This is a genomic window from Rahnella contaminans (assembly GCF_011065485.1).
Classification (GTDB): Bacteria; Pseudomonadota; Gammaproteobacteria; order Enterobacterales; family Enterobacteriaceae; genus Rahnella; species Rahnella contaminans.
On the sequence record NZ_JAADJS010000001.1, the window covers coordinates 668,603 to 694,609 of the forward strand.

The 26,007-nt window shown below is 57.2% G+C and carries 18 protein-coding genes; 13 read left to right on the forward strand and 5 right to left on the reverse strand.

What is annotated here, in order from left to right:
- Window position 1 precedes the first annotated feature (1 nt).
- The 3 genes from bcsA to GW579_RS03050 are packed head-to-tail and all read left to right on the forward strand — an operon-like array spanning window position 2 to window position 8,266.
- Window positions 2-2,617 (forward strand): UDP-forming cellulose synthase catalytic subunit, encoded by a 2,616-nt coding sequence (gene bcsA / locus GW579_RS03040; RefSeq protein WP_165057464.1) that lies wholly within the window; start codon window positions 2-4, stop codon window positions 2,615-2,617.
- Window positions 2,614-4,971, forward strand: a complete 2,358-nt coding sequence (bcsB, locus tag GW579_RS03045) for a cellulose biosynthesis cyclic di-GMP-binding regulatory protein BcsB (protein ID WP_165057466.1) — start codon at window positions 2,614-2,616, stop codon at window positions 4,969-4,971. The genes bcsA and bcsB overlap by 4 nt, the downstream gene beginning before the upstream one ends.
- 4 nt (window positions 4,972-4,975) lie before the next feature.
- Entirely contained in the window at window positions 4,976-8,266 is a 3,291-nt protein-coding gene (locus GW579_RS03050; RefSeq protein ID WP_165057468.1) for a cellulose synthase subunit BcsC-related outer membrane protein, read from the forward strand.
- Window positions 8,267-8,515: 249 nt separating this feature from the next.
- On the opposite strand, the gene hutG is transcribed toward GW579_RS03050, so the two are convergent.
- The 3 genes from hutG to hutC form a co-directional block, all read right to left on the reverse strand.
- On the reverse strand, window positions 8,516-9,352 hold the full coding sequence (hutG, locus tag GW579_RS03055; protein ID WP_165057470.1) for an N-formylglutamate deformylase: 837 nt from the start codon (window positions 9,350-9,352) through the stop codon (window positions 8,516-8,518).
- Window positions 9,349-10,611, reverse strand: coding sequence for an imidazolonepropionase (gene hutI, locus GW579_RS03060; RefSeq protein WP_152326178.1), 1,263 nt, complete (start codon window positions 10,609-10,611; stop codon window positions 9,349-9,351). Before hutI ends, hutG begins: the two co-directional genes overlap by 4 nt.
- Before the next feature lie 180 nt (window positions 10,612-10,791).
- Window positions 10,792-11,592 (reverse strand): histidine utilization repressor, encoded by an 801-nt coding sequence (gene hutC / locus GW579_RS03065; protein ID WP_152326179.1) that lies wholly within the window; start codon window positions 11,590-11,592, stop codon window positions 10,792-10,794.
- Between the two features lie 240 nt (window positions 11,593-11,832).
- On the opposite strand from hutC, the gene GW579_RS03070 reads away from it, so the two are divergent.
- From GW579_RS03070 to GW579_RS03115, 10 genes are all read left to right on the forward strand, one after another.
- Window positions 11,833-13,206, forward strand: a complete 1,374-nt coding sequence (locus GW579_RS03070) for a formimidoylglutamate deiminase (RefSeq protein WP_165057472.1) — start codon at window positions 11,833-11,835, stop codon at window positions 13,204-13,206.
- Complete coding sequence (locus GW579_RS03075) at window positions 13,203-13,784, forward strand: HutD/Ves family protein (RefSeq protein ID WP_165057474.1); 582 nt, start codon at window positions 13,203-13,205, stop codon at window positions 13,782-13,784. Before GW579_RS03070 ends, GW579_RS03075 begins: the two co-directional genes overlap by 4 nt.
- Window positions 13,785-14,016: 232 nt before the next feature.
- Window positions 14,017-14,997, forward strand: coding sequence for an ABC transporter substrate-binding protein (locus tag GW579_RS03080; protein WP_152326182.1), 981 nt, complete (start codon window positions 14,017-14,019; stop codon window positions 14,995-14,997).
- Between the two features lie 17 nt (window positions 14,998-15,014).
- Window positions 15,015-15,896 carry an ABC transporter permease gene (locus tag GW579_RS03085; RefSeq protein WP_152326183.1) on the forward strand — a complete coding sequence of 294 codons (882 nt, stop codon included), beginning with the start codon at window positions 15,015-15,017 and terminating at the stop codon, window positions 15,894-15,896.
- Complete coding sequence (locus GW579_RS03090) at window positions 15,896-16,681, forward strand: ABC transporter ATP-binding protein (RefSeq protein ID WP_165057476.1); 786 nt, start codon at window positions 15,896-15,898, stop codon at window positions 16,679-16,681. The genes GW579_RS03085 and GW579_RS03090 overlap by 1 nt, the downstream gene beginning before the upstream one ends.
- A 117-nt stretch (window positions 16,682-16,798) precedes the next feature.
- On the forward strand, window positions 16,799-18,349 hold the full coding sequence (hutH, locus tag GW579_RS03095) for a histidine ammonia-lyase (protein ID WP_152326185.1): 1,551 nt from the start codon (window positions 16,799-16,801) through the stop codon (window positions 18,347-18,349).
- A gap of 78 nt (window positions 18,350-18,427) precedes the next feature.
- Window positions 18,428-20,110, forward strand: coding sequence for a urocanate hydratase (gene hutU / locus GW579_RS03100; RefSeq protein WP_165057478.1), 1,683 nt, complete (start codon window positions 18,428-18,430; stop codon window positions 20,108-20,110).
- Window positions 20,111-20,291: 181 nt separating this feature from the next.
- Complete coding sequence (hisC, locus tag GW579_RS03105; RefSeq protein ID WP_165057480.1) at window positions 20,292-21,446, forward strand: histidinol-phosphate transaminase; 1,155 nt, start codon at window positions 20,292-20,294, stop codon at window positions 21,444-21,446.
- Window positions 21,443-22,591, forward strand: coding sequence for an alpha-hydroxy-acid oxidizing protein (locus GW579_RS03110; protein WP_165057482.1), 1,149 nt, complete (start codon window positions 21,443-21,445; stop codon window positions 22,589-22,591). The genes hisC and GW579_RS03110 overlap by 4 nt, the downstream gene beginning before the upstream one ends.
- Before the next feature lie 81 nt (window positions 22,592-22,672).
- Window positions 22,673-23,758 (forward strand): iron-containing alcohol dehydrogenase family protein, encoded by a 1,086-nt coding sequence (locus GW579_RS03115; RefSeq protein WP_152326189.1) that lies wholly within the window; start codon window positions 22,673-22,675, stop codon window positions 23,756-23,758.
- A gap of 170 nt (window positions 23,759-23,928) precedes the next feature.
- Here GW579_RS03115 and GW579_RS03120 read toward each other — a convergent pair whose 3' ends face one another.
- Complete coding sequence (locus GW579_RS03120) at window positions 23,929-24,684, reverse strand: SDR family NAD(P)-dependent oxidoreductase (protein WP_165057484.1); 756 nt, start codon at window positions 24,682-24,684, stop codon at window positions 23,929-23,931.
- Entirely contained in the window at window positions 24,677-26,005 is a 1,329-nt protein-coding gene (locus GW579_RS03125; RefSeq protein ID WP_165057486.1) for a hypothetical protein, read from the reverse strand. The genes GW579_RS03120 and GW579_RS03125 overlap by 8 nt, the downstream gene beginning before the upstream one ends.
- Window positions 26,006-26,007 lie beyond the last annotated feature (2 nt).

The following is a 26,007-nucleotide window of genomic DNA, read 5'->3' on the forward strand; positions in this document are numbered from 1 at the left end:
AATGAACCGCCTGCTGAACCTGTTCCTCGTGCCACCGGTGGTGTCTGAATTACAAGACCGCTACCGGCGGTATCGCGCCAGTCGTGCTTCACGGCTGGCCTCGGGAACGATGGTCTTTTGTATCGCTGTATGCTGGCTGTTTCTGCGTTTTGAATCACCTTCCTGGCAAAATGTACAAGCCCGGCGCACCCGCTGGTATCCGCAATTTTCACCGTCAAAACCTCGTCTGGCCGATCCTTTGCGTTATCTGGTTCAGAGCCTGTGGTTGCTGGTAATTATTCCATCGGACGGCCTGCGCGAACGCATCGTTTACACCCGATGGCCGCAACGTTTACGCGAGAAAGTCATTCTGTGGCTGGAATCGCTGCCGAAACAGGTTAAACAGAACCCGCTGGAAATTCGCGTCACACGCCGCATTGGTAAAATGAACCGCCTCGGCAAACGCGTACTGATAACCCTGACCAGCCTGGTAGCGATTACGCTGGCGATGTTCTGTATTTCGCAGCCTTTCGGCTATATCGCGCAGTTTGTTTTCGTGGTGCTGTTGTGGAGCATTGCGATGATTATCCGGCGGATCCCGGGGCGATTCCCCGCGCTGATGCTGATAGTCCTCTCGCTGACCATTTCCTGCCGCTATTTATGGTGGCGTTACACCTCGACGTTAAACTGGGATGATCCGCTTAGCCTGATTTGCGGCTTGCTGCTGCTGGGTGCGGAAACCTATTCCTGGACGGTGCTGGTGCTCGGTTATATCCAGACCATCTGGCCGCTAAACCGTAAACCGGTGCCGATGCCTGCGGATGTATCGACGTGGCCGACGGTGGATCTGATGATCCCTACCTATAACGAAGACCTGAGCGTGGTGAAACCGACGCTGTATGCCGCGCTCGGGCTGGACTGGCCGCGCGACAAACTCACCATTTATCTGCTCGATGACGGCAACCGCAAGGAGTTCGCCGATTTTGCGCATGAAATCGGGGTTCAGTATATTGCCCGCGAAACGCACGAACACGCGAAAGCGGGGAACATCAACCACGCGCTGAAATATGCCAAAAGCCAGCTGGTGGCGATTTTTGACTGTGACCACGTGCCGACGCGATCTTTCCTGCAACTGACCGTCGGCTGGTTCTTTAAAGATAAAAATCTCAGCATGTTGCAGACGCCGCATCACTTCTTCTCGCCGGATCCTTTCGAACGCAACCTTGGCCGCATGCGCCGCACGCCAAATGAAGGCGAGCTGTTCTACGGGCTGGTGCAGGACGGTAACGACCTGTGGGATGCCAGTTTCTTCTGTGGTTCATGCGCGGTGTTACGCCGTGACGTGCTCGATGAAATCGGCGGCATCGCGGTGGAAACCGTCACTGAAGATGCGCATACCTCGCTGCGGATGCACCGCCACGGCTACAGCTCGGCATATATCCGCATTCCGCAAGCCGCCGGTCTGGCGACAGAAAGCCTGTCAGCGCACGTCAGCCAGCGTATCCGCTGGGCGCGCGGGATGGTGCAGATTTTCCGCCTAGATAACCCGCTGTTTGGCAAAGGGCTGAAACTGGCGCAGCGGCTGTGTTATGCCAACGCCATGATGCACTTTCTGGCCGGTATTCCGCGGCTGATCTTCCTGACTGCGCCGCTGGCGTTCCTGCTGCTGCACGCTTACGTGATTTACGCGCCTGCACTGGCCATCGCGCTGTACGTGCTGCCGCACATGATCCACGCCAGCCTGACCAACTCGCGGGTGCAGGGGAAATACCGCCACTCCTTCTGGAATGAAATCTACGAAACCGTGCTGGCGTGGTATATCGCCAGGCCGACGACCATCGCGCTGTTTAATCCGCACGCCGGGACTTTTAACGTCACGGCAAAAGGCGGCCTGAACAAACATGCGTATGTCGACTGGAAAATCAGCCGCCCGTATCAGGTGCTGATGCTGCTTAATCTGGCCGGTCTGTTCTTCGGGATTTACCGCGTGATGTATGGCCGCACCGACGAAATTCTTACCGTGCTGGTGAGTATGGCGTGGGTGATTTACAACATGATTATTCTGGGTGGGGCGATCGCGGTGGCATTCGAATCCAAACAGGTGCGTCAGGCTCACCGCGTGGAAGCCAAAATGCCGGCGTCATTAATGCGCCCGGACGGGCATATTTATGTCTGTACCGTGCAGGACTACTCCGATAATGGTGTCGGGCTGGAAACCGAGAGTGCTAGCCAGTTCCAGCCGGGTGACAACGTCACGTTACTGCTTCATCGTGGTCAGCAGGAGTATACATTCCCGATGCAAATCAGCCGTGTATTTGGCAAAAGCATCGGCATGCAGCTTCAGCCTTTAACCACCCAACAACATATCGATTTCATTCAATGTACCTTTGCCCGCGCTGACAGCTGGGTATTACGTGAAGACAATTTCCCGGAAGACAAACCTATGGAAAGCCTGCGCGAAGTGATGGGGCTGGGTATTCGCGGTTATCTGCGGATGCTGGACATTGCCCCGAAAAAATATCGCCCTCTGGCCTCCGGCACCCAGGCGTTTTGCTGCTGGTTGCTGTCCTTTGCCCCACGCAATCCGCCGCTGTCTGCTCAGCCTGATGAATCCAACCTGATGATGACTAAACAATGAAAAGACTTCCTTTGACGACTTTAATGGCATCCGCATTGATGACATTGGCTTTGGGTTCAGCGGCTCCGGCGTTCAGCGAACAGGCACCGCCGCGCGCGGGCAATGCTCCGGCACCTGACGTCGCACAAAATACGCCTGCGCCGCAGGTGCTATTGCCGGTGGTTGCGCCGGCGGTCAATCCGATGATTATTCCGGGTGCGCCGGTACGCAACGTGACGCTGCCGTTTGCGGATGTCGCTCCGACGCCGGGCGCGATTACCCTGCGCGGTATTCAGCCCAACGGGCAAATCGAATTTGGTGTGCGCAGTGACGAAGTCGTGACGCAGTCCACCCTGAATCTTGAATTCACGCCGTCGCCGTCATTAATTCCGGTGCAGTCGCACCTCAAGGTATATCTCAACGACCAGCTGATGGGCGTTGAAGTGATTGATAAAGACCAGCTCGGCAAGAAAAATCACTTACAGATGGTCATTGATCCGCGCTACATCACCGACTTCAACCGCATCCGGCTGGAGTTTATCGGCCATTATCAGAACGTCTGTGAAAATCCGGCCAACACCACGCTGTGGCTGGAAATCGGCAAGGGCAGTTCGCTCAGTCTGCAATACCAGAAACTGCCGCTCAGCAACGATCTGGCGCATTTCCCGGTGCCGTTCTTTGATGCGCGCGACAGCCGTCCGCTGGATTTACCGATGGTATTTGCCGCGTCTCCGGACGCCAGCCAGCAACAGGCGGCCGCCATTCTGGCGTCGTGGTTTGGTGCTAAAGCGCAGTGGCGCGGGCAGTCTTTCCCGACGCTGTACAACCAGCTGCCGGACAACCACGCCGTAGTGTTTGCCACCAACGACAAACGTCCTGATTTCCTGAAAGACATGCCGCCGGTGAAAGGGCCGGTCGTGCAGATGGTCAGCCGCGCGGACAATCCTTACGTCAAAATGCTGCTGATTCTGGGGCGCGATGACAACGATCTGCTGACTGCCGTAAAAGGCATTTCGCAGGGCAATATCCTGTTCCGTGGCGAAACCGTAAGCGTGGATAACGTTGATCATATCCAGCCTCGCCAGCCTTACGACGCGCCAAACTGGGTGCGGACAGATCGTCCGATGAACTTCGGCGAACTTAAACAGTACGCGGAACAGTTGCAGTCGGACGGCCTCCAGCCGAACCCGATCACCATGAACATCAATCTGCCGCCAGACCTGTTCCTGATTAACAGCACCGGTATCGATATGCGCCTGAAATATCGCTACACCTCGCCGCAGCTGAAAAATACCTCCCGTCTGAGCATCAGCCTGAATAACCAGTTTGTGCAGGATTTGACCCTGAAAGCCGGTCATGACGAAGAATCGCAGCTTCTGCATTTGTCCCTGTTACAGGGGCTGCTGGACGGCAGCAAAGATCTGAACATTCCGGCGCTTAAACTCGGCGCGGTAAACCAGATGCGCTTTGACTTCGATTACACCTCGCTGCTGGCGAGCGGAATGGAAGGGCGCTGCGAAACCTACACCACCGTGCCAAACCACGTCGTGATCGACGACAGTTCCACCATCGACTTCTCCGGTTACCGTCACTTTATGGCGATGCCGGATTTGCGCGCATTTGCCAACGCCGGTTTCCCGTTCAGCCGCATGGCCGATTTGTCACAGACGCTGGTACTGGTTCAGCCGCAGCCGCAGCCGGTTCAGCTCACCACATTACTGGATGCGATGGGTAATATCGGCGCACTGACCGGTTATCCGTCACTTGGCGTTAGCCTCACGGAAGACGCGGCAAAAGCGAAAACCACCGACGCAGATTTACTGGTTATCGGCAACCTGCCAGCGGGCATGCGCGACGACACCCTGCGTGATGACAAAAAAGCCAACCTGCTGCTGGATGCGGCACGCGATGCGGTCAATACACCAATCCGTCAGGCTGCGTTACCGGACAACACTGCACCGGCCAGCGATGCGCGCGTCGATACCAGTACGCAGATCAGTGCGCAGGGGCCGATTGCGGCCATCGTCGGTTTGCAGTCCCCTTACTTTGACCAGCGCAGCGTTGTGGCGCTGATGGCCAACGGTCAGAAAGGCTTTGAGATGCTGAACACCTCAATGCAGGATGCGAAACAACGGGCGCAGGTCTTTGGTTCTGTGTCCGTGGTGCGCGATTCCGGCGTGAGCAGCCTGAAAGTCGGCGATACCTACTATGTCGGCCATCTGCCGTGGTGGGAACGCGTGTGGAATGCGCTGGCAAACCATCCGGCCTTGCTGGCACTGATGGCGGTTATTGTGGTGATTCTTGCTGCAATCTTACTGTGGACCGGCCTGCGTTCTCTGGCGCGTCGTCGTCTGTCTGATGATGACCAGGAATAGGCTTGTGAACACGCGTCGTAGAATACCGTTTATTTTCAACCGGCTGGCCCTGACGCTCGGGCTTGCTCTGCTCGCCGCGCCGTCAATTTCGGCGCCGGTGGTTTCCCCCGAGCAGTGGTTGCTGGAACAGGTCCGCGTCGGGGAGGGCAGCCATCAGGACGATCTGGTGCGTCAGTCGCTGTTTCGTCTGGAATTAATGGATCCAAAAAATCCAAAAGTGTTGTCCGCACGTCTTCGCCTTTCCCTGCGGGAAGGCGACCAGGTTAAAGCGCAGCAACAGCTGGAAAGAATTAAAGAGGTGGCGCCGGGTTCTGACGAATACCGTCAGGCGCAGCTGAGCCTGAAGATCGCCTCGCCGGAGATGCAGCAAAAACTCCAGCAGACGCGTTTGCTGGCCACGGCAGGGCGTCTGGATGAAGCGAAAGCGCAGTACGATCAGCTCTTTGATGGCCAGCCGCCAACCTTAGATCTGGCCGTGGAATACTGGCAACTGGTTGCCCGCCTTCCTGGGCAAAAAGCGCGTGCACAGGCGCAGTTACTGGCGCTGAATAACCAGTATCCAGGCGATGTGCAGTTGCGTTTGCAGCTGGCGCAGATGGCCTTTGAACAAGGCGATAACGCCAAAGCCGTGGTTCTGGTGAAACAGATTGCCGCCACCAATGAAGGGCGTTCACCCGCCGCTGATTTGTGGCTGGCGAAAATCAAAGATCAGCCGGTAAGCAATGCCAGCGTTGACGCGCTGCAACAGTTTATTGCCACGTTTGATACCGGCCCGCAGGTGATTGCGGCACAGCAGGAACTTCAGCGTCAGCAGGGTTTGCTGGCCGATCCTCATTATCAGGCGCGCGTTCGCGGGCTGGCGCAGGTCAGCAACGGCGGTTCAACCGGCGCGATCGCTCCGCTTAAACAGGCGTTGCAGGCCAAACCGAATGATGCCGAAGTGCTGGGCGCAATGGGGCTGGCGTATTCCCGCGCCGGTAACCGCCAGCAGGCGCTGAATCTTTTCGAGCGGGCCAAAGCCGCCGAAACTGACGGTTATAATTCCGGTAAATGGACCAGTCTGATCCAGACCAACAGTTACTGGCTGAAAATCAGTCAGGGCGACAACGCGCTTAAAGCCAACCGGCTTGATCAGGCCGAAGCGGCGTACAAACAGGCGCAGCGCATCGACTCACGCGATCCGTGGGCGCTGATTGGCCTCGGTGATGTCGCCGTGGCGCGCAAAAATGACCCGCAGGCCGCGCAGGCTTATTTGCATGCGCTGCGGCTGGAACGTGATAACAGCAGCGCCCAGCGCGGGCTGGTGAATATTTATCAGCGTCAGTCACCGCAAAAAGCGCTCGATTACCTCAATTCGTTACCGGCTGCATCTCAGGCCAAACTGATTGATAAACAACGTGGATTACAAAGTGACATTGTCACCTCACAGGCCGAAAAGTACGTTGCTCACCGCCAGTGGAATCAGGCGGCGAACCGTTATGCCGAAGCCCTGAAACTCAATCCGGATGACGTCTGGACGACCTACCACTACGCCAATGCGCTGCGTGAAGCCGGAGAACCGGCACAGGCAGACGCCGCTTTCGCACATCTTGCGGCAAAACGCCCGGCGGATGCGGAACAGGTTTACGCATATTCACTTTATCTTTCCGGTTCTGACCGCGACGACGCGGCGCTTCGCCATCTGCATACGCTGCCGGAAACGACGTGGAACGACAACATGCGCGAAATGGCGCAGCGCATTCAGCTCGATAAAACCCTCACCGGCATTGATACCGCGTTAGCGGCGGGTAACAAATCGCAGGCGAAACAACGGCTGCAAGCCGCCGATCTGAAAGGCATGAGCCTGAATCAGCAGCGGCGTGTCGCGATGGCGTGGCTGGACGTGGGCGAAACCTCACGCGCCGCCGCACTGTTACAACCGCTGAAAACCGCAGCACGAACTCAACCTGCCGGGCAGGACAAAGCGCTGATTTACCGCAATGCGGCAAACGTAGAACAACAGCTCGGTCAGCCGCAACTGGCGCGTCAGGATTACGAACAGGCGATGATTGCCAGCGGGATCACCGACAAACAGCCGCAGGACAACGACAGTTACACCCGTCTGACCCGTAACAACGCCAGCGATGACTGGTTGAAACGTGGTATCCGCTCGGACGCGCATGACCTCTACCGCCAGCAGGATGTGAACTTCACGGTGGACACCGATTCCTGGACCTCCAGCGGGACGCCGGGGAAATCCGACCTCACCGCTAATACCACCATGTTCCAGGCGGATATGCCGGTTTATCAGGGGCGTGGATTCCTGCGTGCCGACTGGGTGCGTATGGACGCGGGAACGTTCGACAACGAAAACGGCAACTACGAAGCCAGTTTCGGGAGCTGTAGTGATCAGAATTGCCGGAGCTACCGCAGCCAGACGGCCAACGGCGTCAGCCTTGGTGCGGGCTGGGAAAACGACAAATGGAAAGGGGATCTGGGCACTACGCCCCTGGGCTTCCCGGTCGTTGACTGGGTCGGCGGGCTGGCCTACAGCGGAGACTGGGGTGATATCGGCTGGACGACCACCGTTTCACGCCGTCCGGTTTCAAGCTCACTGCTTTCCTTTGCCGGTGCAAAAGATCCGGGAACCGGAACCACCTGGGGCGGCGTACGCGCGACCGGTGCCAGCCTGGGCCTGAGCTACGATCAGGGGCTGGCAAACGGCGTCTGGGCAGACGTCAGCGCACATCAGCTGACGGGTGAAAACGTCGAAGACAACACCCGCGAACGCCTGATGGGGGGCTATTACTACAAAGTTATCAACGAAGATAACCGCCGCGCGACCGTCGGCCTCAGCTCCATGCTGTGGCATTACCAGAAAGATCTCAGCGGCTACACGCTGGGGCAAGGTGGTTACTACAGTCCGCAGCAGTATTTCTCTTTATCGGTACCGGTGAATTACCGCCAGCGCACCGAAAACTGGTCATGGCAGCTGGGCGGTTCGGTTTCGTGGTCACGTTCATCCACCAGCGATGAAAAGCGGTATCCGATCCAGAATCTCGTACCTGATTCTCTGCCGGACAAAGGCGCTGTCGAAACCGGCAGCAGCGGTTCCGGGTTTGGTTACACGGTTCAGGCGCTGGTCGAACGCCGTGTCAGTTCCCACTGGACGGTGGGTGCCGGGATCGACATCCAGCAGGCTAAAGATTACACGCCAAGTCACTATCTGCTCTACGCGAGATATTCATTAAGCGGATGGCAGGGGGATTTGGATATGCCGCCAGAGCCGTTGGTGCCGTACGCGGACTTTAAGTAATGCCGGAGCGGGCATTGGGCGCTAATCGCCCGAGCTGGCCTGAGGTCAAGTTCATAACCTTGGCTTGCCACCCAAACGGGCCTCAAGGAGCGCGTGTTGATAAAGTGTGGGGAAATCCAAAAGGGGAAAAGCACTTTCCCCTTTTGGTCGGTTTCGGCACCCGGCGCTGAGTGATAACTGCCATTGAGAAACCGAAACTTACACCTGATACAATCCAATCAAACCAAGCGTCAGCGATAAAAAGCGTGATTAAACAGCGCCCTGTTTATACCTCTCCGATCCCCACGACACCATCCCCGCCAGCAATGGCTTCAACAAAGCCTGGAGCTCAGAGGCTTTGTCCTCTGAATAGCTGAACGGCTCAATTTCCTCCATGTAATTCACCTGTGCCAGTTCCAGCTGAACGGCATGCACATCGTTTTCCGGCTGGCCGTAAGCCCGCGTAATGTACCCGCCTTTAAAGCGGCCGTTCAGAACATGGGTGAAACGCGTCTGCTGCTGGCAGGTTTTTTCGAGGATTTCACTCAGCGCGGGTGCACAGCTTTCACCGCTGTTGGTGCCGAGATTCAGATCTGGCAACTGGCCGTCGAAAAGACGCGGGATCACGGAGGCAATTGAATGGGCGTCAAACAGCAGCGCATAGCCGAATTCCTGTTTCATCCGCGCCAGTTCTGACTGAATTTTCTGGTGATACGGCTGCCAGATTTCATCAAGATATTGCTGACGCTGAGCGTCAGTCGGCGTCATTCCCGGTTTAAAGGTGGCGCGCCCGTCAAACAATGTGTCCGGATACAAACCGGTGGTAGCCGTGGTGTAGAGCGGTTTATCGTCGGACGGGCGGTTCAGGTCAATCACGAAACGCGAATACTGGCCGACCAGAATGCTGGCACCCAGCGCGCGGGCAAAGTCATACAGCTTCGGGATATGCCAGTCGGTATCCGAAAGCGGAAGGGCGGCATCACTCAGCCCGCTGGCGACTTCCGGCGTCAGGTGTGTGCCTGCGTGGGGAATGCTGATCAGTATTGGTGCTGTGCCGGGAATGAAATGGTAAGGATCGGTGATGCGGTTAGCTGCTGAAAGGCTCATGAACAAAATTCTCCCCGGATTTCTCCGCGATAAACGATAGTGCAGGGCAACTGCCCGCCCAGCCAGTAAACCAGTTCTGCCGGTCGCGACAGCGGCCAGTGGATGAAATCAGCGACTTTGCCCGTTTCCAGCGTGCCGTGCGTTTCCTGTAATCCCAGTGCTCTCGCGCCGTGACAGGTGATCCCGGCAAGCGCCTCTTCCGGTGTGAGACGAAACAGCGTGCAACCCATATTGAGCATCAGACGCAGCGAAAGCGCCGGAGAGGTTCCCGGATTAGCGTCGCTTGCCAGCGCCATCGGCACGTTATGCTGGCGGAAATGCGCTACCGGCGGGCACTGCGTTTCGCGCAGCAAATAATAGGCACCCGGCAGTAACACGGCGACCGTTCCGCTGGCAGCCATGGCTTTGGCGTCGTCTTCCGTTGCGTATTCAAGATGATCGGCGGAGAGTGCGTGATGCCGGGCTGCCAGCGCGCTGCCGTGCAGCGAAGAAAGTTGCTCCGCATGCAGTTTGACCGGTAAACCCAGTGCCGCAGCAGCCTTAAATACCCGTTCAACCTGATCCGGCGAGAACGCCAGATGCTCACAGAACGCATCCACCGCATCGGCCAGGTTTTCGCTGGCGACCACCGGCAGTAACGTGTCGCAAATCAGGTCTATATAGTCATCGGCGCGGCCCTTAAATTCAGGCGGCAGGGCGTGCGCGGCAAGGCAGGTGGATTTCACCTCAACCGGCAATATCACGCCCAGCCTGCGGATCACGCGCAGCATTTTCAGCTCGCTTTCCACGCTCAGGCCATAGCCGGATTTAATCTCAACGCAGGTAACGCCTTCAGCCAGCAGCGGTTTGAGGCGAAATAACGCCTGCGCCAGCAGTTCATCTTCTGTGGCGTCACGCGTGGCGTTGACGGTCGAGATAATTCCGCCGCCTGCTGCCGCGATTTCTGCATAACTTACACCGTTCAAACGCTGTTCAAATTCAGCGCTGCGATCGCCCCCGAACACCAGATGCGTATGGCAGTCGACAAAACCCGGCGTGATGATGCCGCCGTCAAACTCGTGCTGTTTTGCATCAGAAAAGGCCGGGCAATCCGCGGCACTGCCTGTCCAGACAATCTTGCCGCCGGTGACGGCAATCGCGCCGTTTTCGATCAGGTTGTAATGCCCGTCTATCATGGTAACGAGCGTGGCACCGCGCCATACGCTGTCACAGTGAGTGGGCGGTTCGGAAGACAAACGGGGGGAAAGTGCTACCGGCATGACAGGCTCCAGGCTGAATTCATCTTGTATAGACAACTAAAGTCAACCTAACGCATAACCGCGGAACCGGCAAGGCGGCCAGCGATAGTTTTTTCTTATTACGAGACGTCTTCCAAAATTTAAACGAAAGCATAGCGGCCCGGAACGGCCGCGATTAGGGTATGGCAGCATGAAAGGGCATCAGCCGTGGCTGGTGAAACGTCCGAACAGCTGGTAGCGGGAGCCCGGATAAATCAGGCGCGCAGAAGTCACCACGCGGCTGCCGCTCCAGGTACGGCGATGAATTAAGAGGCACGGCTCATGCTCGCTGAGTTGCAAAAGTTCGCGCTGTTCATCGCTGGCACCGATGGCTTCAACGCGGTGTTCACCGGCAGTCAGCGGTGCGATTTCCATCAGATAGGTGTAAGGCGTTTGCTTATTGAGCACCTGCTGAAGGTAATCCGGCGCGGTTTCCGGGTTTACAAAACGGTCTTCAATCTGCACAGGCACATTGTTTTCATAGTGCACAATCTGCGAGTAAAACAGCATGGCGCCCGGTGCTATACCCAACTGAAGCGCCTGTTCTGCGTCGGCCAGACGGGCTTCGCACACCAGAATTTTGCTGTCGTGGCGGTGCCCGCGCTGGGCAATTTCATCGGCGATGTTATGCACTTCGAGCATTGGCGTGTAGGCCTTGGCTTCGGCAACGAACGTCCCGACGCCCTGCATGCGAATCAGAAAACCCTCGCTGGTCAGTTCGCGCAGCGCACGGTTGATGGTCATGCGGCTGACGCCCAGTTCATTGACCAGTTCACTTTCAGAAGGCACGCGCTGATGCGGTTTCCAGACACCGGCACGGATCTGCCCGATGATCGCCTGTTTCACGCGCTGATAAATCGGCGCGGGCGTGTCGCTCATGGCCGCAGCCAGTTCGGACAATGTCTGCTGAGACACTCCCTGTTGCGCTGCACTTTGCGAAGAAAGTGGTGTGGGCTCCGACATGTCTCTGACCTCTCAAAAAATACACAGGTATCTGGAAAGTTTCCCGGAATGTCCGCCAGTTTCCCTTAAGGAAAAGAAACGGAAAGGCGTGACGGAAAACTAAATTTATAAAAAAAGGATTGTTGCAAGTTTACAGCGCAATCAGGCATATGTATATGTATAGACAAGTCGCTTAAAAGTTTTGCAATTGTTTCTATAAAATTGCGTTTATGTTTCTCATTGCTGATCAGGAACGCTGTTATGCCTGCTTATTTTGCTTCACGCGCCTTACTTGCCCACGGCTGGTCGCACAATGTGCGTCTGGACGTTGATGCCGCCGGAACACTGAGCGCCGTGACGCCCGGTGGTGATCCGCAAGGCTGTATCCGCCTTTCCGGCCCGGTCGTGCCGGGTATGCCAAACCTGCACTCTCACGCTTTTCAGCGGGTAATGGCGGGGCTGGCGGAAGTTGCCGGTGATCCGCAGGACAGCTTCTGGACCTGGCGTGACCTGATGTATCGCATGGTACAGCGCCTGACGCCAGAACAGGTTGGCGTTATCGCCCGTCAGTTGTACATCGAAATGCTTAAAGGTGGCTATACACAAGTCGCCGAATTCCACTATCTCCACAACGATATCAGCGGAAATCCTTATGCCAGCCGCGGTGAAATGGCCGCGCATCTGAGCCATGCGGCCGCACAAACCGGTATCGGTCTGACCATGCTTCCAGTGCTTTATACCTACGCCGGCTTCGGCGCTCAGCCCGCGCAGACCGGGCAAAAACGGTTTATTCAGGATGCCGATGGTTACCTGCAACAACAGGACATAATCCGCAGCCAGATGAAAAACCAGCCACTGCAAAATCAGGGGTTGTGCTTCCATTCGCTGCGCGCCGTTTCGCTCGAACAAATGCAGCAGGTGCTGTCGGCGGGCGATAAACAGTCGCCGGTGCATATCCATATCGCCGAGCAGCAAAAAGAAGTGAACGATTGTCTGGGCTGGAGCGGACAGCGTCCGATCGCCTGGTTGTATGACAATCTCGACATCGATGCCCGCTGGTGCCTGATCCACGCCACTCACGCCGACCGCTTTGAACTGGCGAGCATGGCGAACAGCGGGGCAGTTGCCGGACTCTGCCCGACGACAGAAGCCAATCTTGGTGACGGAATTTTCCACGGGGTGGATTACCTCGCGCAATCTGGCCGCTGGGGAATTGGCTCCGACAGCCACGTTTCCCTCAACGTGGTGGAAGAACTTCGCTGGTTTGAATACGGGCAGCGCCTGCGTGACCAGCGCCGGAACCGGCTGACCACAACCTCGCAAAATTCCGTCGGCGATGTGCTGTATACCCGGGCCTTACTGGGGGGCGCACAGGCGTGCGGTGCGGCAATCGGGCAGTTATCCGCAGGCTATCGCGCCGACTGGCTGGTGCTTGACGGGCAGGATCCTTATCTTGCATCTGCCAGAGACAGCGAGTTGCTTAACCGCTGGCTGTTTGCCGGAAATATCGGGCAAATCCGTGATGTGTTCGTTGGCGGCGTCGCGCGCATTATCGGCGGGCAGCATGAACAGCAACAGGAAGCGGCGGAAGATTTCCTGCACCTGCTTAATCAGCTGGCAGAGGAGGTCGCATGACGAGCTGGCAGCATTTCTCCTTCGAGAACTTACCGGTCAGCCCGTGGCGAAACGGCGGCGGAGAAACCCGTGAAATCCTCAGCTGGCCACCGGGTGAAGCCGATTTCGACTGGCGCGCCAGTATTGCCACTATTGCGCAGGACGGCCCGTTTTCCGCATTTCCCGGCGTTGACCGCTCTATCACGTTGCTGAGCGGCGGGGGCGTTCACCTGCTTTGCGAACCGGAAATTAATCATCATCTCAGTGAAGCGGGTACGCCTTTCGCATTCAGCGGGGACATCGCACTGAATGCGAGCTTACCGGGCGGAACAACGACAGATTTCAATATCATGACCCGCCGCAACCGGTGTTCTGCGCAGGTGATTTCCACCGCTAAAAGTCCCTGTGTTTCTCTTAACGATGGTGGCGTGCTGTATGCCATCCGCGGAACATGGCAATGGCCGGATGGTCGCCAGTTTGGTGGCGGAGAAGGGTTCTTCAACGCCGCTCTTGCTGATGCGCACCACGGTGGGGAAAGCGTGGAAATCACGGCGCTTTCAGACAACGGCCTTCTGCTCTGGGCAAAAATTACGCGTTAACCGTGCGCTAAAAAAGAGCGTGCGACGCACCGAATTGATTCATCCGCTGCCGGGCCACCGGGCAGTGTGATACAGAAAACGACGTAAAATGGCCTCTGCCGGAACTGGCACAAAGCTTGCTTTAATATAGTCGACTGACTTGTATAGACAAGAATATACAGTAGCGTATTTTGCCTGAGGTTTTTCACCGCTTCAGGCGTTCCCCCGACAGGTACTTTGGCAGGAGTGGCAGATGAGCAACATGATTTCCAGGGCTGTACTGAAACGTTCGTTGTCTTTGTTAGGGCTGGCTGTAGCGATGGGCAGCGTGGCTGTCAGTGCGGCGCAGGCGGCAGATACACCGGTAGCTATTGGTATCTCAGGGTGGACAGGTTTTGCCCCCCTGACGCTGGCGGATAAAGCCGGGATCTTCAAAAAGAACGGCCTTGAAGTCACGCTGAAAATGGTGCCGCAGCAGTCCCGTCATCTGGCGATTGCTTCCGGTTCATTGCAGTGCGCGGCTACCACGGTGGAAACCTATTTAACCTGGAACGCCAGCGGCGTGCCGATTAAACAGATCGTGCAGCTTGATAAATCCTACGGTGCGGACGGTATTGCCGTGCGCAGCGGGATTAACAAAATTACCGACCTGAAAGGGAAAACCGTCAGCGTCGATGCGCCGGGTACCTCTTCTTACTTCCTGCTGGCGTGGATCCTCGATAAAAACGGCATGACGATGAAAGACGTCAAACTCGCGACGCTGGGGCCGGACGCAGCCGCACATGCGTTTATCGCCGGGCAAAACGATGCGGCGGTAACTTACGAGCCTTACCTTTCCACCATCCGCCAGAGCCCGGACAAAGGCAAAATCCTTGCCACGACGCTCGATTATCCGATGGTGATGGATACGCTGGGTTGTACGCCTGCATGGCTGGATAAAAACCCGAAAGCCGCACAGGCGCTGGTAAACAGCTACTTTGAAGCGCTGGATATGATCAAGAAAGACCCTGAAAAATCCAACGAAATCATGGGTGCTGCGGTAAAAGAAACCGGCAAACAGTTTGCGGAAGAATCCAGTTATCTGCGCTGGCAGGGTCGCGATGCCAATAAGAAATTCTTCAGCGGTGAAATTGTCACCTTCACCAACGAAGCGGCGCGCCTGCTGACCGAGATGAAAATCCTGCGTAAAACGCCGGACATCAACACCTTATATGACGCGAAGTACGTGAACTAGCCATGAAGGACAAAGACATGAACAGTTCTGTCACTCAGGCAGCCGTACATCCCGTTAACGCGCAGTCAGATTTACGCGAGCCGGCCCCGTTGCCGGCAAGCAAAAAAATCTGGCATAACCCGATGATGGTGCCTTTGCGCCCGGTCGCAGCAAGGCGACGCGGTTTCCTCGGGTTCTGTTTTTTTGTCCTGTTTTTCGCCCTGTGGTCGCTGGTGACGTTTACCGGATTCGTGTCACCGACGTTCCTGGCCAGCCCGGCCAGCATGTTGCAGGAAGGCGTTTTACTGTTTACCGATTTCGATTTCACTACCGATATCGGCATGACGGTGATGCGCGTGCTGGGCGGTTTTGTTCTGGCCTGCGCCATTGCCGTGCCGCTGGGCATTCTGATGGGGTCGTACAAACTGATTGAAGCGTTTTTTGAGCCGTTTGTGTCGTTTTGCCGATATCTGCCTGCGTCAGCGTTTGTTCCGCTGCTGATCCTGTGGGCGGGTATCGGTGAAATGCAGAAAATTCTGGTAATTTTCATCGGCTCCTTCTTCCAGATAACCCTGATGGTGGCCGTGACGGTCGGCGCTGCGCGACGTGATCTGGTCGAAGCCGCGTACACGCTGGGTGCGACGAATCAGAGCGTGGTTCGCCGGGTGATTATTCCGGGTGCCGCGCCTGAAATTGCCGAGCTGCTGCGGCTGGTGCTGGGCTGGGCGTGGACATACGTCATCGTGGCGGAGCTTATCGGTTCATCGAGCGGCATCGGCCATATGATTGTTAACAGTCAGGCGCTGCTCAATACCGGGCAAATGATCTTCGGCATTATCGTGATTGGTTGCATCGGTTTGCTTTCTGACCTGTTATTTAAAGCGGCAAACCGCCGCCTGTTTGTCTGGAGTTCACTGTGATGAGCCATCCGAAACTGAGTGTCCGGCAGGTGGAACGTATTTTCACCGGCCCGAAAGGCGAGAAAACGCAGGCGCTGTTGCCGGTGGATTATCAGGTTAACGAAAATGATTTCATCACCATTCTCGGGCCATCGGGCTGCGGCAAATCCACGCTTTTGCGCATTGTGGCAGGGCTGGATCAGCCGACGCGCGGGGAAGTCTGGCTTGATGGCGAACTGGTTGACGGGCCGGGCGCTGACCGGGGCATGGTGTTTCAAAGCTACACCCTGTTTCCGTGGCTGACGGTGGAGCAAAACATCCGTTTTGGTTTGCAGGAACGCGGTGTCAGCAAAGCGGCGCAAAAAGAGCGCAGCGACTATTTCATTAATAAGGTCGGGCTGCGCGGATTTGAGCAGCATTTTCCCCGTCAGTTGTCCGGCGGCATGCAGCAGCGCACCGCGATTGCCCGAGCGCTGGCGAATGATCCGAAAATTTTGCTGATGGACGAACCTTTTGGTGCGCTCGACAACCAGACCCGCGTAATGATGCAGGAACTGCTGCTGTCGATCTGGGAATCTTCGCGTAAAACCGTGCTGTTCGTGACGCACGATATCGACGAAGCGATTTTCATGGCGAACAAAGTGGCCATTTTCAGTGCGCGGCCGGGGCGGATTAAGACAGAAATAGCCGTTGATTTCCCGCATCCGCGTGATTACACCCTGAAAACGTCACCGGATTTTATGGCGCTGAAAGCGCGGGTGACGGAAGAAATCCGTACCGAAACAATGCAGACGATGGATCACTGATCTCTCCCTGCGGGTAAGCGTTTAACGTTGTTGTGTCAGGTATTGCATAAACACCCGGCGGGCTGAGGCCTTAGCCGGGTTTACTTCCCGTTTCACTTGTCTATACAGGAATAGATTATGGCTTCTTCATCCACCGCTTTAACCCTTTGCCGCCTGCAACCGGGCCATGTTGACCTGCCGATGCTGCGCAAAATTTATCAAGGCAACGTCCGTCTTGAACTGGCTGAAGAGGCGCGCGCTGGCGTACTGGCTTCGCAGGAAACGGTCACCCGCATCGTTGAGTCGGGCAAAGTGGTTTACGGGATCAACACCGGTTTTGGCAAACTGGCGCAAACGCGCATTCCTGCTGAACGGCTGGCTGAGCTGCAACGTAATCTGGTGCTGTCGCACAGCGTCGGTATCGGCAAGGATCTGGCGGATAACGTGGTGCGTCTGGTCATGGCAACCAAAGTCCTGAGCCTGTCGCGCGGCCATTCAGGGATCCGCATTGAAGTGATTGATGCGCTGATTACTTTATTTAATGCGGGCGTGTATCCGTGTATTCCGGAGAAAGGTTCGGTCGGCGCTTCCGGCGACCTGGCACCGCTGGCGCACCTTTCACTGATGCTGATTGGTGAAGGTCAGGTCACGGCGAAAGGTGAAAAAATGTCGGCCATCGCCGGGCTGGCAACCGCCGGTCTGGTGCCGTTTGAACTTGGCCCGAAAGAAGGGCTGGCGCTGCTTAACGGCACCCAGGTTTCAACGTCTCTGGCACTTTCCGGTTTGTTCGAAGCGGAGCGCGTATTTTCTGCCGGGCTGGTGGCAGGCGCGTTGTCGCTGGAAGCCATTAAAGGGTCGGTAAAACCGCTCGATTCACGCATTCACGAAGCGCGTGGTCAGCAGGGCCAGATTGGCGTTGCGGCGGCGCTTTCAACTATTCTGGCTGGCAGTGACATTGTCACGTCGCATGCCGATTGCGGGCGTGTACAGGATCCGTATTCTATCCGCTGCGTGCCTCAGGTGATGGGCGCTTGTCTGGATAACCTGCATCACGCGGCGCGTATTCTTCGCATCGAAGCCAACGCCGCCTCCGACAATCCGCTGGTCTTCTCTGAAAATGGTGATGTGATTTCCGGCGGTAACTTCCACGCGGAACCGGTGGCGTTTGCTGCGGACATCATCGCGCTGGCGGTGGCAGAAATCGGTGCGATTTCAGAACGCCGCATGGCGCTGCTGCTCGATACCGGTCTTTCCGGCCTGCCGCCGTTCCTGGTGAACGACGGCGGTGTGAACTCCGGTTTCATGATTGCCCAGGTGACGGCAGCCGCGCTGGCGTCAGAAAACAAATCGCTGGCACATCCGGGCAGTGTCGACAGCCTGCCAACGTCAGCGAATCAGGAAGACCACGTTTCAATGGCGACTTACGCCGCACGCCGTCTGGGGGACATGTGCTTTAACACCAGCGTCGTCGTGGGCATCGAAGCCATGGCGGCCGCACAGGGGATTGATTTCCATCGTCCGCTGCAAAGCTCTGTGACGCTGGAAAACGAAATGAAGGCCATCCGTGAAAACGTCGCGTTTCTTGAAAAGGATCGCCTGATGGCACCGGACGTCGAAATGATGCGTCTGTGGGCTTCCCGTGAACACTGGCCCGCGGCGATTGAAGCGCTGCTGCCAAGCTTTGTTTGATCGAAAGCTTCGCCTGAACACGAGCTTTGCCTGAAATTTTGAACCTGAAAACACCCTATTTGAGAGAAGGAACCGACGATGAACGCTCCACAAAAAACGGCTGTAGCCCGCGTTGTTCGTGCGCCGCACGGGACTGAACTGAGCTGCCAGAACTGGCTGATTGAAGCCGCGTACCGCATGATCCAAAACAACCTTGATCCGGATGTCGCTGAGCGCCCGGAAGATCTGGTGGTTTACGGCGGGATTGGTAAAGCGGCGCGTAACTGGCCCGCGTTTGAAAGCATTCTGGAAAGCCTGCGCCAGCTGCGTGAAGACGAAACGCTGCTCGTTCAATCCGGCAAACCGGTCGGCGTATTCCGTACCCATACCGATGCGCCGCGCGTGCTGATTGCCAACTCCAATATCGTGCCGCACTGGGCAAACTGGGAGCATTTCCATGAGCTGGATAAAGCCGGGCTGATGATGTACGGCCAGATGACCGCCGGTTCGTGGATTTACATTGGTGCGCAGGGCATTGTTCAGGGCACTTACGAAACGTTCGCCGAAGCGGGGCGTCAGCACTACAACAGCGACCTGCGCGGCAAGTGGATTTTAACCGCCGGTCTGGGCGGTATGGGCGGCGCACAACCGCTGGCGGGCGTTCTGGCCGGGGCGTGCGTCCTGGCGATTGAATGCCAGGAATCGCGTATCGATTTCCGTCTGCGCACCCGTTATGTCGATTACAAGGCGCACAGCATTGATGAAGCGCTGGCGATGATTGAAAAAGCCTGCGCGGAGAAAAAAGCCATTTCCGTCGGCCTGCTGGGCAACGCCGCGGAACTGATGCCGCAGCTGGTTGCGCGTGCGAAAGAAGGCGGTTTGCGCCCGGATATCGTCACCGATCAGACCTCGGCGCATGACCCGCTGAACGGTTATCTGCCGGAAGGCTGGAGCCTGCAAAAATGGCAGGAAGCGCGTAAATCGGATCCGCAATCTGTGGTGAAGGCCGCAAAAGCCTCGATGGCAAAACACGTTCAGGCGATGCTGGATTTCCACGCAATGGGCATTCCGACCGTGGATTATGGCAACAATATCCGTCAGGTGGCGAAAGACGAAGGCGTGACCAATGCCTTTGATTTTCCGGGCTTTGTCCCTGCGTATATCCGTCCGCTGTTCTGCGAGGGCAAAGGCCCGTTCCGCTGGGTAGCGCTTTCCGGTGACCCGGAAGATATCTATAAAACGGATGCCAAACTCAAGGAGCTGTTCCCGGATAACGCCAACCTGATCAACTGGCTGGACATGGCACGCGAGCGCATCGCCTTCCAGGGTTTACCGGCGCGTATCTGCTGGCTCGGTCTGGGCGAGCGTCATATTGCCGGGCTGGCGTTCAATGAGATGGTGCGCAACGGTGAGCTGAAAGCGCCGGTTGTCATTGGTCGTGACCATCTGGATACCGGTTCTGTGGCCTCGCCAAACCGTGAAACCGAAGCCATGAAAGACGGCTCCGACGCGGTTTCCGACTGGCCGCTGCTCAATGCGTTACTCAACACTGCGGGCGGCGCAACCTGGGTCAGCCTGCACCACGGCGGCGGCGTCGGCATGGGCTTCTCGCAACATGCGGGCATGGTCATTGTGGCGGACGGCACTAAAGAGGCCGATGCACGCCTATCGCGCGTTCTGTGGAATGACCCGGCAACCGGCGTGATGCGTCATGCTGATGCCGGTTATGAGCAGGCTAAAGCCTGTGCGGAACGCAATGACCTGAACCTGCCGATGTTATGAAACCCGTTAGGGTAAGTGATGAATACAGCGGCAATTAAACTGAACAAAATCAGCGGGCAGTGGCGCAGGTCGCTGCCCGTTTTGTTTCTAAAATAATCTGAAAATGCGTTAAAAAGTGGCGTAAAACCGCGCGGACTTCCGGCATACTCGGGAACAGAATCTTCACAGCACGAGGTAAAAGATGGCTTCAGATCCGACAGCTTTTGATGCAGCAAAAGAGTGCCTGAAAAATCTGGCAAGGCCCGCATCACGGGCGCTGGGCGTGTATAACGCCGGGCTTTCAGCCGATGCTGTACAGCAAAAATATGGCGCAGCCCGTATCGCCAAACTGGCGAGTAATGAAAACCCTCTGGGGGCCAGCCCGAAAGTGATTGCGGCGCTTGAAGCTGATGCCCGTTTCAGCGCGATTTATTCTGATGCATCTAGTGCGGCATTGCGTGCGGTGCTGGCGGAAGAAACGGGCGTCAGCGCGGAAAACATTGTGGCCGGCAACGGTTCTGAAGACATTTTACACATGCTGGCGCTGGCCTTTCTGAACCCTGGCGACCGCGTCGTCACGCTGATCCCGTCTTTTGGTTTGCATGAAATTTTCCCGCGCATGATGGGGGCTGAGGTCACGCTGGTGGGCGTCAGCGCGCAGCAGCAGTTCGATATTGAGGCCTGGGAACGGGCGCTTTCCACACCTGCAAAAATGGTGATTTTCAGCAATCCGTCGAACCCGGTGGGCTGCATGCTGGGTCGCGAAGGATTCGCCCGAATTATCGATGCTGCCCCGCAGGATTGCATTCTGGTGATTGACGAAGCTTATTTCGAATATTGCGAAAACGAGCCTGATTATCCAGACAGCCTGCGCGTTCTGGCTGAGCAGCCGCGTCCGTGGATTGTGTTGCGTACCTTCTCCAAAGCTTACGGGCTGGCCGGTTTGCGCATTGGCTATGGTTTAGCCAGCCATCCTGAACTGGTGAATCTGCTCGACCGTGTCCGGACGCCGTTTAACATTAACCGCTCGGCACAAACTGCCGCCGTTGCGGCTTTGCAGGATAAACAGCACGTGCGTGACAGCATTGCGCTGGTCACCGCGCAGCGTGAAAAAATGGCCGCAGAGCTGACGGCTCTGGGCTTTACCGTTGCGCCGTCGCACGCCAATTTCCTGTTCTTTGATTGCGGCCAGCCGAGCGCGGAACTGGCACAGCGATTGCTTACCTTTGGCGTAATTATTAAGCCGTGGCGCGAAACCGGCTATGAAAACTGGATCCGCGTGTCAGTCGGTAACGAGCAGGATAACCGGCAGTTTATGGAAAGCCTGAAACACATTCTGGCGGAGGAAGCCGCGTGAAGCGTGCTGCGTTAAACATTGAAGAATTGCGCCGTCAGGCCCGGCGCGCGTTGCCGCGTTTCGCTTTCAGCTATGTGGAAGGCGGGGCGGATGATGAACAAACGCTGAAAGATAACCGTGAGGTTTTTGCCCGCTGGCGCTTTATTCCGCCGGTACTGACGGATTCCAGCCAGCGCGATTTGTCTGTCACGCTCTGCGGGCAGACGCTCTCTGCGCCGCTGCTGATTGCACCGACCGGTTACAACGGCATGCTGCGTTTTGGCGCAGACGCCATGCTGGCCCGTACCGCCAGACGCGCCGGGATCGGGTATATCCAGAGCACGGTGTCCACAGCATCGATTGAAGAAATCGCGGCGGAAAACCTGCCGCAGCACTGGTTTCAGCTGTACGTATTAAAAGACCGCGCCGTGACAACCGGCCTGCTGGAGCGGGCGAAAGCTGCCGGATGCACCACGCTGGTGGTGTCTGTCGATGCCGTCCATTTCGGTAATCGCGAAAAAGATAAACGCAACTACCGGCGGCCAATGAAGCTTTCGTTGCCGAGCCTGGTGGATGTCGCGCTGCATCCCGGCTGGGTGTGGCGGACGCTGAAACCGGCGGGTATGCCCGGTTTTGGCAATTTAAAACCTTACGTGTCTGCGGATAAACAGCGTGGCGCGGGTGGGGCGAGCTATTTCTCTGAGCAGATGGATACCCGCCTGAACTGGGAAACGTTTGCCTGGATCCGCAGCCAGTGGCAGGGCGCGTTGCTGATTAAAGGCATTCTGGCACCGGCCGATGCGCAACGGGCGCTGGACGCCGGCGCAGACGGCATTGTGCTGTCCAATCACGGCGGCCGTCAGCTCGATGGTTCGGTCAGCGCGATGGAAGTCCTGTCGGAAATTCGCCAGTTGTGCGGCGCGGATGCCACTATTCTTATCGACAGCGGTTTTCGTCGTGGTACCGACGTGGTGAAAGCGCTGGCGCTGGGCGCGAATGCCGTATTGCTTGGCCGCCCGATGCTCTACGGCGTGGCGGCGGCGGGCGAAGCGGGCGCGCAACGTGCGCTGGAGATTATCTTGCAGGAAGTAGACCGCACGCTGGCGCAGCTTGGTTGTACGTCGGTGAATCAGCTGGGGCCGCATTTGCTGCGCCCTGAGCGTTAATTTGCACAAAGTAAAAACAGTAAACATCCTCAGAATTTTTAACCTGAATCAGTCAAACACAAGCATCACGGAGAAGCAGTTATGCAGGCACAGAACATTATCTTCCCGGCGCAAATTCTGCGCGGCCCCGGCGTTATTTCTCAGCTTGGCGATATTTGTGCGTTGCTCGGTAAACGCGCGCTGGTGATTGGCGGGCATCAGGCCCTGATGGCGGCAGGAGATAAAATTCGTCATCAGCTTGAAGGCTGTGCGGTGGAACTGGTGGGCAGCGAATGGTTTGGCGGTGAAAGCAGCGAAGGCAATATCACGCGTCTGGCGAAAGTAGTGAAAGACAAAAAGGCCGACATCGTGATTGGCGTAGGCGGCGGGAAATCTCTCGATACCTGCAAGGCCGTTGGGGTGGAAACCAACGTGCCGGTGGTGACCATTCCCACCATCGCCGCGACCTGCGCTGCCGTGACGCCGCTGACTATCCGTTATCACGATGACGGACATTTTCGCGATTTATTCCCGCTACCACAGGCCCCGGCGGCGGTCATTATCGACAGCGACATTCTGGCGGCCGCGCCGTTGCGCTGGCTCGCTGCGGGGCTGGGCGATACGCTGGCAAAATGGTACGAATTCCGCGCCATCAGCAGCCATCACGGTCAGTTAAGCGGCGTGGCGCGATCTTCAAGCGCCAACAGCCGGATTTGTTATGACCTGATTGAATCCTGTGGCCCGGCTGCCTGCGACGCGGTGCGCGCGGGTAAACCAAACGCCGAACTGGATCAGGTGCTGGACGCCATTTTCATGTTTGCCGGTCTGACCTCGCTGATGAGCAGCGGGGCCCACGCCGCCGCCTCCCACGCCATTTACGAAGGCTTCACTGTTTGCGATAAAACGCGTGAATTTGGCCACGGCTTGCTGGTCGGCTTCGGTAATCTCTGCCTGCTGGCGCTGGAAAACCGCAGCGACGAAGAGCTGATGGAAGCCATCAGACTCGCTCACGCCTGCGCCGTGCCGCTGCGTCTGAGTGAAATCGCCGAACTGAACGCCGAAGAACTCGACAGCATCGTGAAGGCATCGCTGCACGCACCGGATATGGAGAATATGCCGGGGCATGTGACGGCAGGGGGATTGTATGAGGCGATTTCGCGGGTAGAGGCAATGGCAGATTTGATTTGATCTTTTGGGCTTGCAGCCCAAGCCTGCGAGTTTTGGGGTAGCGACCTGAAGGGTTTTAAATTTAATTTCAAATTCAAAATCAAGACCTTGGGTGGCAACCCAAGGTCTTGACCTGAGCGATTACTGCAAGTGAAAAACCGCCAGATGTCCGGTCTGACATCCGATCCCTGCTAGATCCCCGCCAGATATCCCCCATCCACATATAACACCTGTCCGGTGATATAGCGTGCTGCGTCACTGCTTAAAAATACTGCCGCGCCGGTGAGGTCGTCGAGTTCTCCGAAACGCCCGAGCGGGATTTTCCCCTGCATTTGCTGGCACCAGTCGGCGTTTTCGTAAAACTCTGCCGTCAGATCGGTTTTGAAATATCCCGGACCGATGCCGTTAACGCGGATATTTTTTACGGCCCATTCCGTCGCCAGCGTGCGGGTCAGACCAGCCATGGCGGATTTCGATGCACCGTATGCTGCGGCACCCGGAACGCCGACCTGGCTGGTGAGCGAGCAGAGGTTGAGAATACTGCCGCCGCCATTTTCGGCCATCAGCCGTGCGGCGGCTTGTGCGCAGAAAAATGCGCCTTTGAGGTTGGTGGTGAGAATGGTGTCCCAGAGCGCTTCGTCAACGTCCAGTGACGGGCAAAGGTGTTCGGTTCCGGCGTTGTTGACCAGCACGTCAGGCGGAGCGGGCAGCCTGGCCAGCGCGGCGGCGAAGGTGGCGGGTTGCGTGACGTCGAGCACCAGCGGAAAGGCCTCCGCGCCAAGTTGACGGATTTCCCCGCAGACGGCGTTTATCGTGACGTTGTCACGCCCGCTGACGATCACGCTGGCACCGGCTTTTGCCATGCCTATCGCCAGCGCTTTACCGATGCCGCGTGAGCTGCCGGTGATCAGCACCCGTTTGCCTTGCAGCGAGAACTGGTCAGTCATTCGGTTTCTCCGCCGGGCTGATCCCGGCCAGCCATTGGCTGAATTCGTCGAGATCTTCCACCGGCTGGCTGCCCAGCATGACGGACATCGCCAGACCGAGGGCGGAGCTGGTGGGGGTATGCCCGCTGAAACCGCCTGCGCGGAGATCCAGAACCAGCGTCGGGCAGCAGAACATGGCGAGGCGGAAAATCCGCTGCCAGTGCGGCGGCAACCAGCCACGGCGGGCGAGTTGGGCGAGCAACGGCTGCCAGTATTCCTCGCCTTTGTCGCGCAGGAAGGCGGCGCGCAGCGGCGTCAGCTGCCAGTTGTGATCCACAAACAGCGTATCGCCACGGCGCATCACCGTGACTTTGTACAGTTCGCCGCAGCGTGCGGGTTCGTACAACCACAGCGGATGCGCAAAAATGTTGTGGAAGGTGGCTTTGATTTCCGCCAGCAGCGCCGGAATGTTGCGCCCGGCGAAAGCGGGGTCGAAGCTCACCAGTTGCGGAATTTCTTCCGACGTGTCGTACCAGACGTTAGCGTTGTGCGCGTCGCCGTGTGCTGTGATGACGCCGTGGTCGGCCAGTGCGGCGGGCGCGAGACGCGTTCCCGCTTCGGCGAATAATTGCCGCAGGCTGTGTTTATACGCGACGCCGTTGATGACCCAGCGCAGGTTACTCAGCGTTTGCCATTCCAGTTGCTCGTCTTCGAGCTGGAAGGTTTTGCCGACGTAAAAACGCGCGACGCGGCCACCGAAACCGGCGGGGATCTCCGGGTTGTCCGGGGAAACCAGCCGGTGATGGAACAGCTGATGGATGGGTTCTGCGGAAACGCCGTCCACCGAACCGGCTTTCAGCGTCGGTAGCGTATTTGTCAGGATATCGCGGTCAGCGCGGCGCTGGGCTTCTTCGATTTCAGCTTCCTGATCCCATGCCTGTTGCTGTTCGATATCCCGGCAGACATCTGCCATACGCCGGTCGTGGCGCAGGGTATACATCAGAATCTGCCGCCCCGGTTCGCCGCAGGCATACACCGGCACATCGACCCGAAAGCCGCTTTCACGCAGCAATTCAGCGTTGTAATACTCTTCGATGGTTTTATCTTCGCCTTCTTCATTGTGATATTTGAAGAACAGGGCGCGGCCATCGTCGAGTGTCACCGTACCGTTGAGGGAATTCAGGCTGTACTGGTCACGGTTGATGGTCAGCTGACCGGCCTTCACGCCAGTGACTTCGCCAATCAGCTGGCGCAGCGCATCCGCCGCTTTTTGCCACTCTCCCGCGTGGACTAACTGACGCGCCTGCGCGGCCAGCGGTTCACTGCCCGTCAAATTGCTCATCG

Coding starts and splice junctions, on each gene's coding strand:
- bcsA (WP_165057464.1), top strand. CDS start 2: ATGAACCGCCTGCTGAACCTGTTCCTCGTGCCACCGGTGGTGTCTGAA.
- bcsB (WP_165057466.1), top strand. CDS start 2,614: ATGAAAAGACTTCCTTTGACGACTTTAATGGCATCCGCATTGATGACA.
- hutG (WP_165057470.1), bottom strand. CDS start 9,352: ATGAGCCTTTCAGCAGCTAACCGCATCACCGATCCTTACCATTTCATT.
- hutI (WP_152326178.1), bottom strand. CDS start 10,611: ATGCCGGTAGCACTTTCCCCCCGTTTGTCTTCCGAACCGCCCACTCAC.
- hutC (WP_152326179.1), bottom strand. CDS start 11,592: ATGTCGGAGCCCACACCACTTTCTTCGCAAAGTGCAGCGCAACAGGGA.
- GW579_RS03070 (WP_165057472.1), top strand. CDS start 11,833: ATGCCTGCTTATTTTGCTTCACGCGCCTTACTTGCCCACGGCTGGTCG.
- GW579_RS03075 (WP_165057474.1), top strand. CDS start 13,203: ATGACGAGCTGGCAGCATTTCTCCTTCGAGAACTTACCGGTCAGCCCG.
- GW579_RS03080 (WP_152326182.1), top strand. CDS start 14,017: ATGAGCAACATGATTTCCAGGGCTGTACTGAAACGTTCGTTGTCTTTG.
- GW579_RS03085 (WP_152326183.1), top strand. CDS start 15,015: ATGAACAGTTCTGTCACTCAGGCAGCCGTACATCCCGTTAACGCGCAG.
- GW579_RS03090 (WP_165057476.1), top strand. CDS start 15,896: ATGAGCCATCCGAAACTGAGTGTCCGGCAGGTGGAACGTATTTTCACC.
- hutH (WP_152326185.1), top strand. CDS start 16,799: ATGGCTTCTTCATCCACCGCTTTAACCCTTTGCCGCCTGCAACCGGGC.
- hutU (WP_165057478.1), top strand. CDS start 18,428: ATGAACGCTCCACAAAAAACGGCTGTAGCCCGCGTTGTTCGTGCGCCG.
- hisC (WP_165057480.1), top strand. CDS start 20,292: ATGGCTTCAGATCCGACAGCTTTTGATGCAGCAAAAGAGTGCCTGAAA.
- GW579_RS03115 (WP_152326189.1), top strand. CDS start 22,673: ATGCAGGCACAGAACATTATCTTCCCGGCGCAAATTCTGCGCGGCCCC.
- GW579_RS03120 (WP_165057484.1), bottom strand. CDS start 24,684: ATGACTGACCAGTTCTCGCTGCAAGGCAAACGGGTGCTGATCACCGGC.
- GW579_RS03125 (WP_165057486.1), bottom strand. CDS start 26,005: ATGAGCAATTTGACGGGCAGTGAACCGCTGGCCGCGCAGGCGCGTCAG.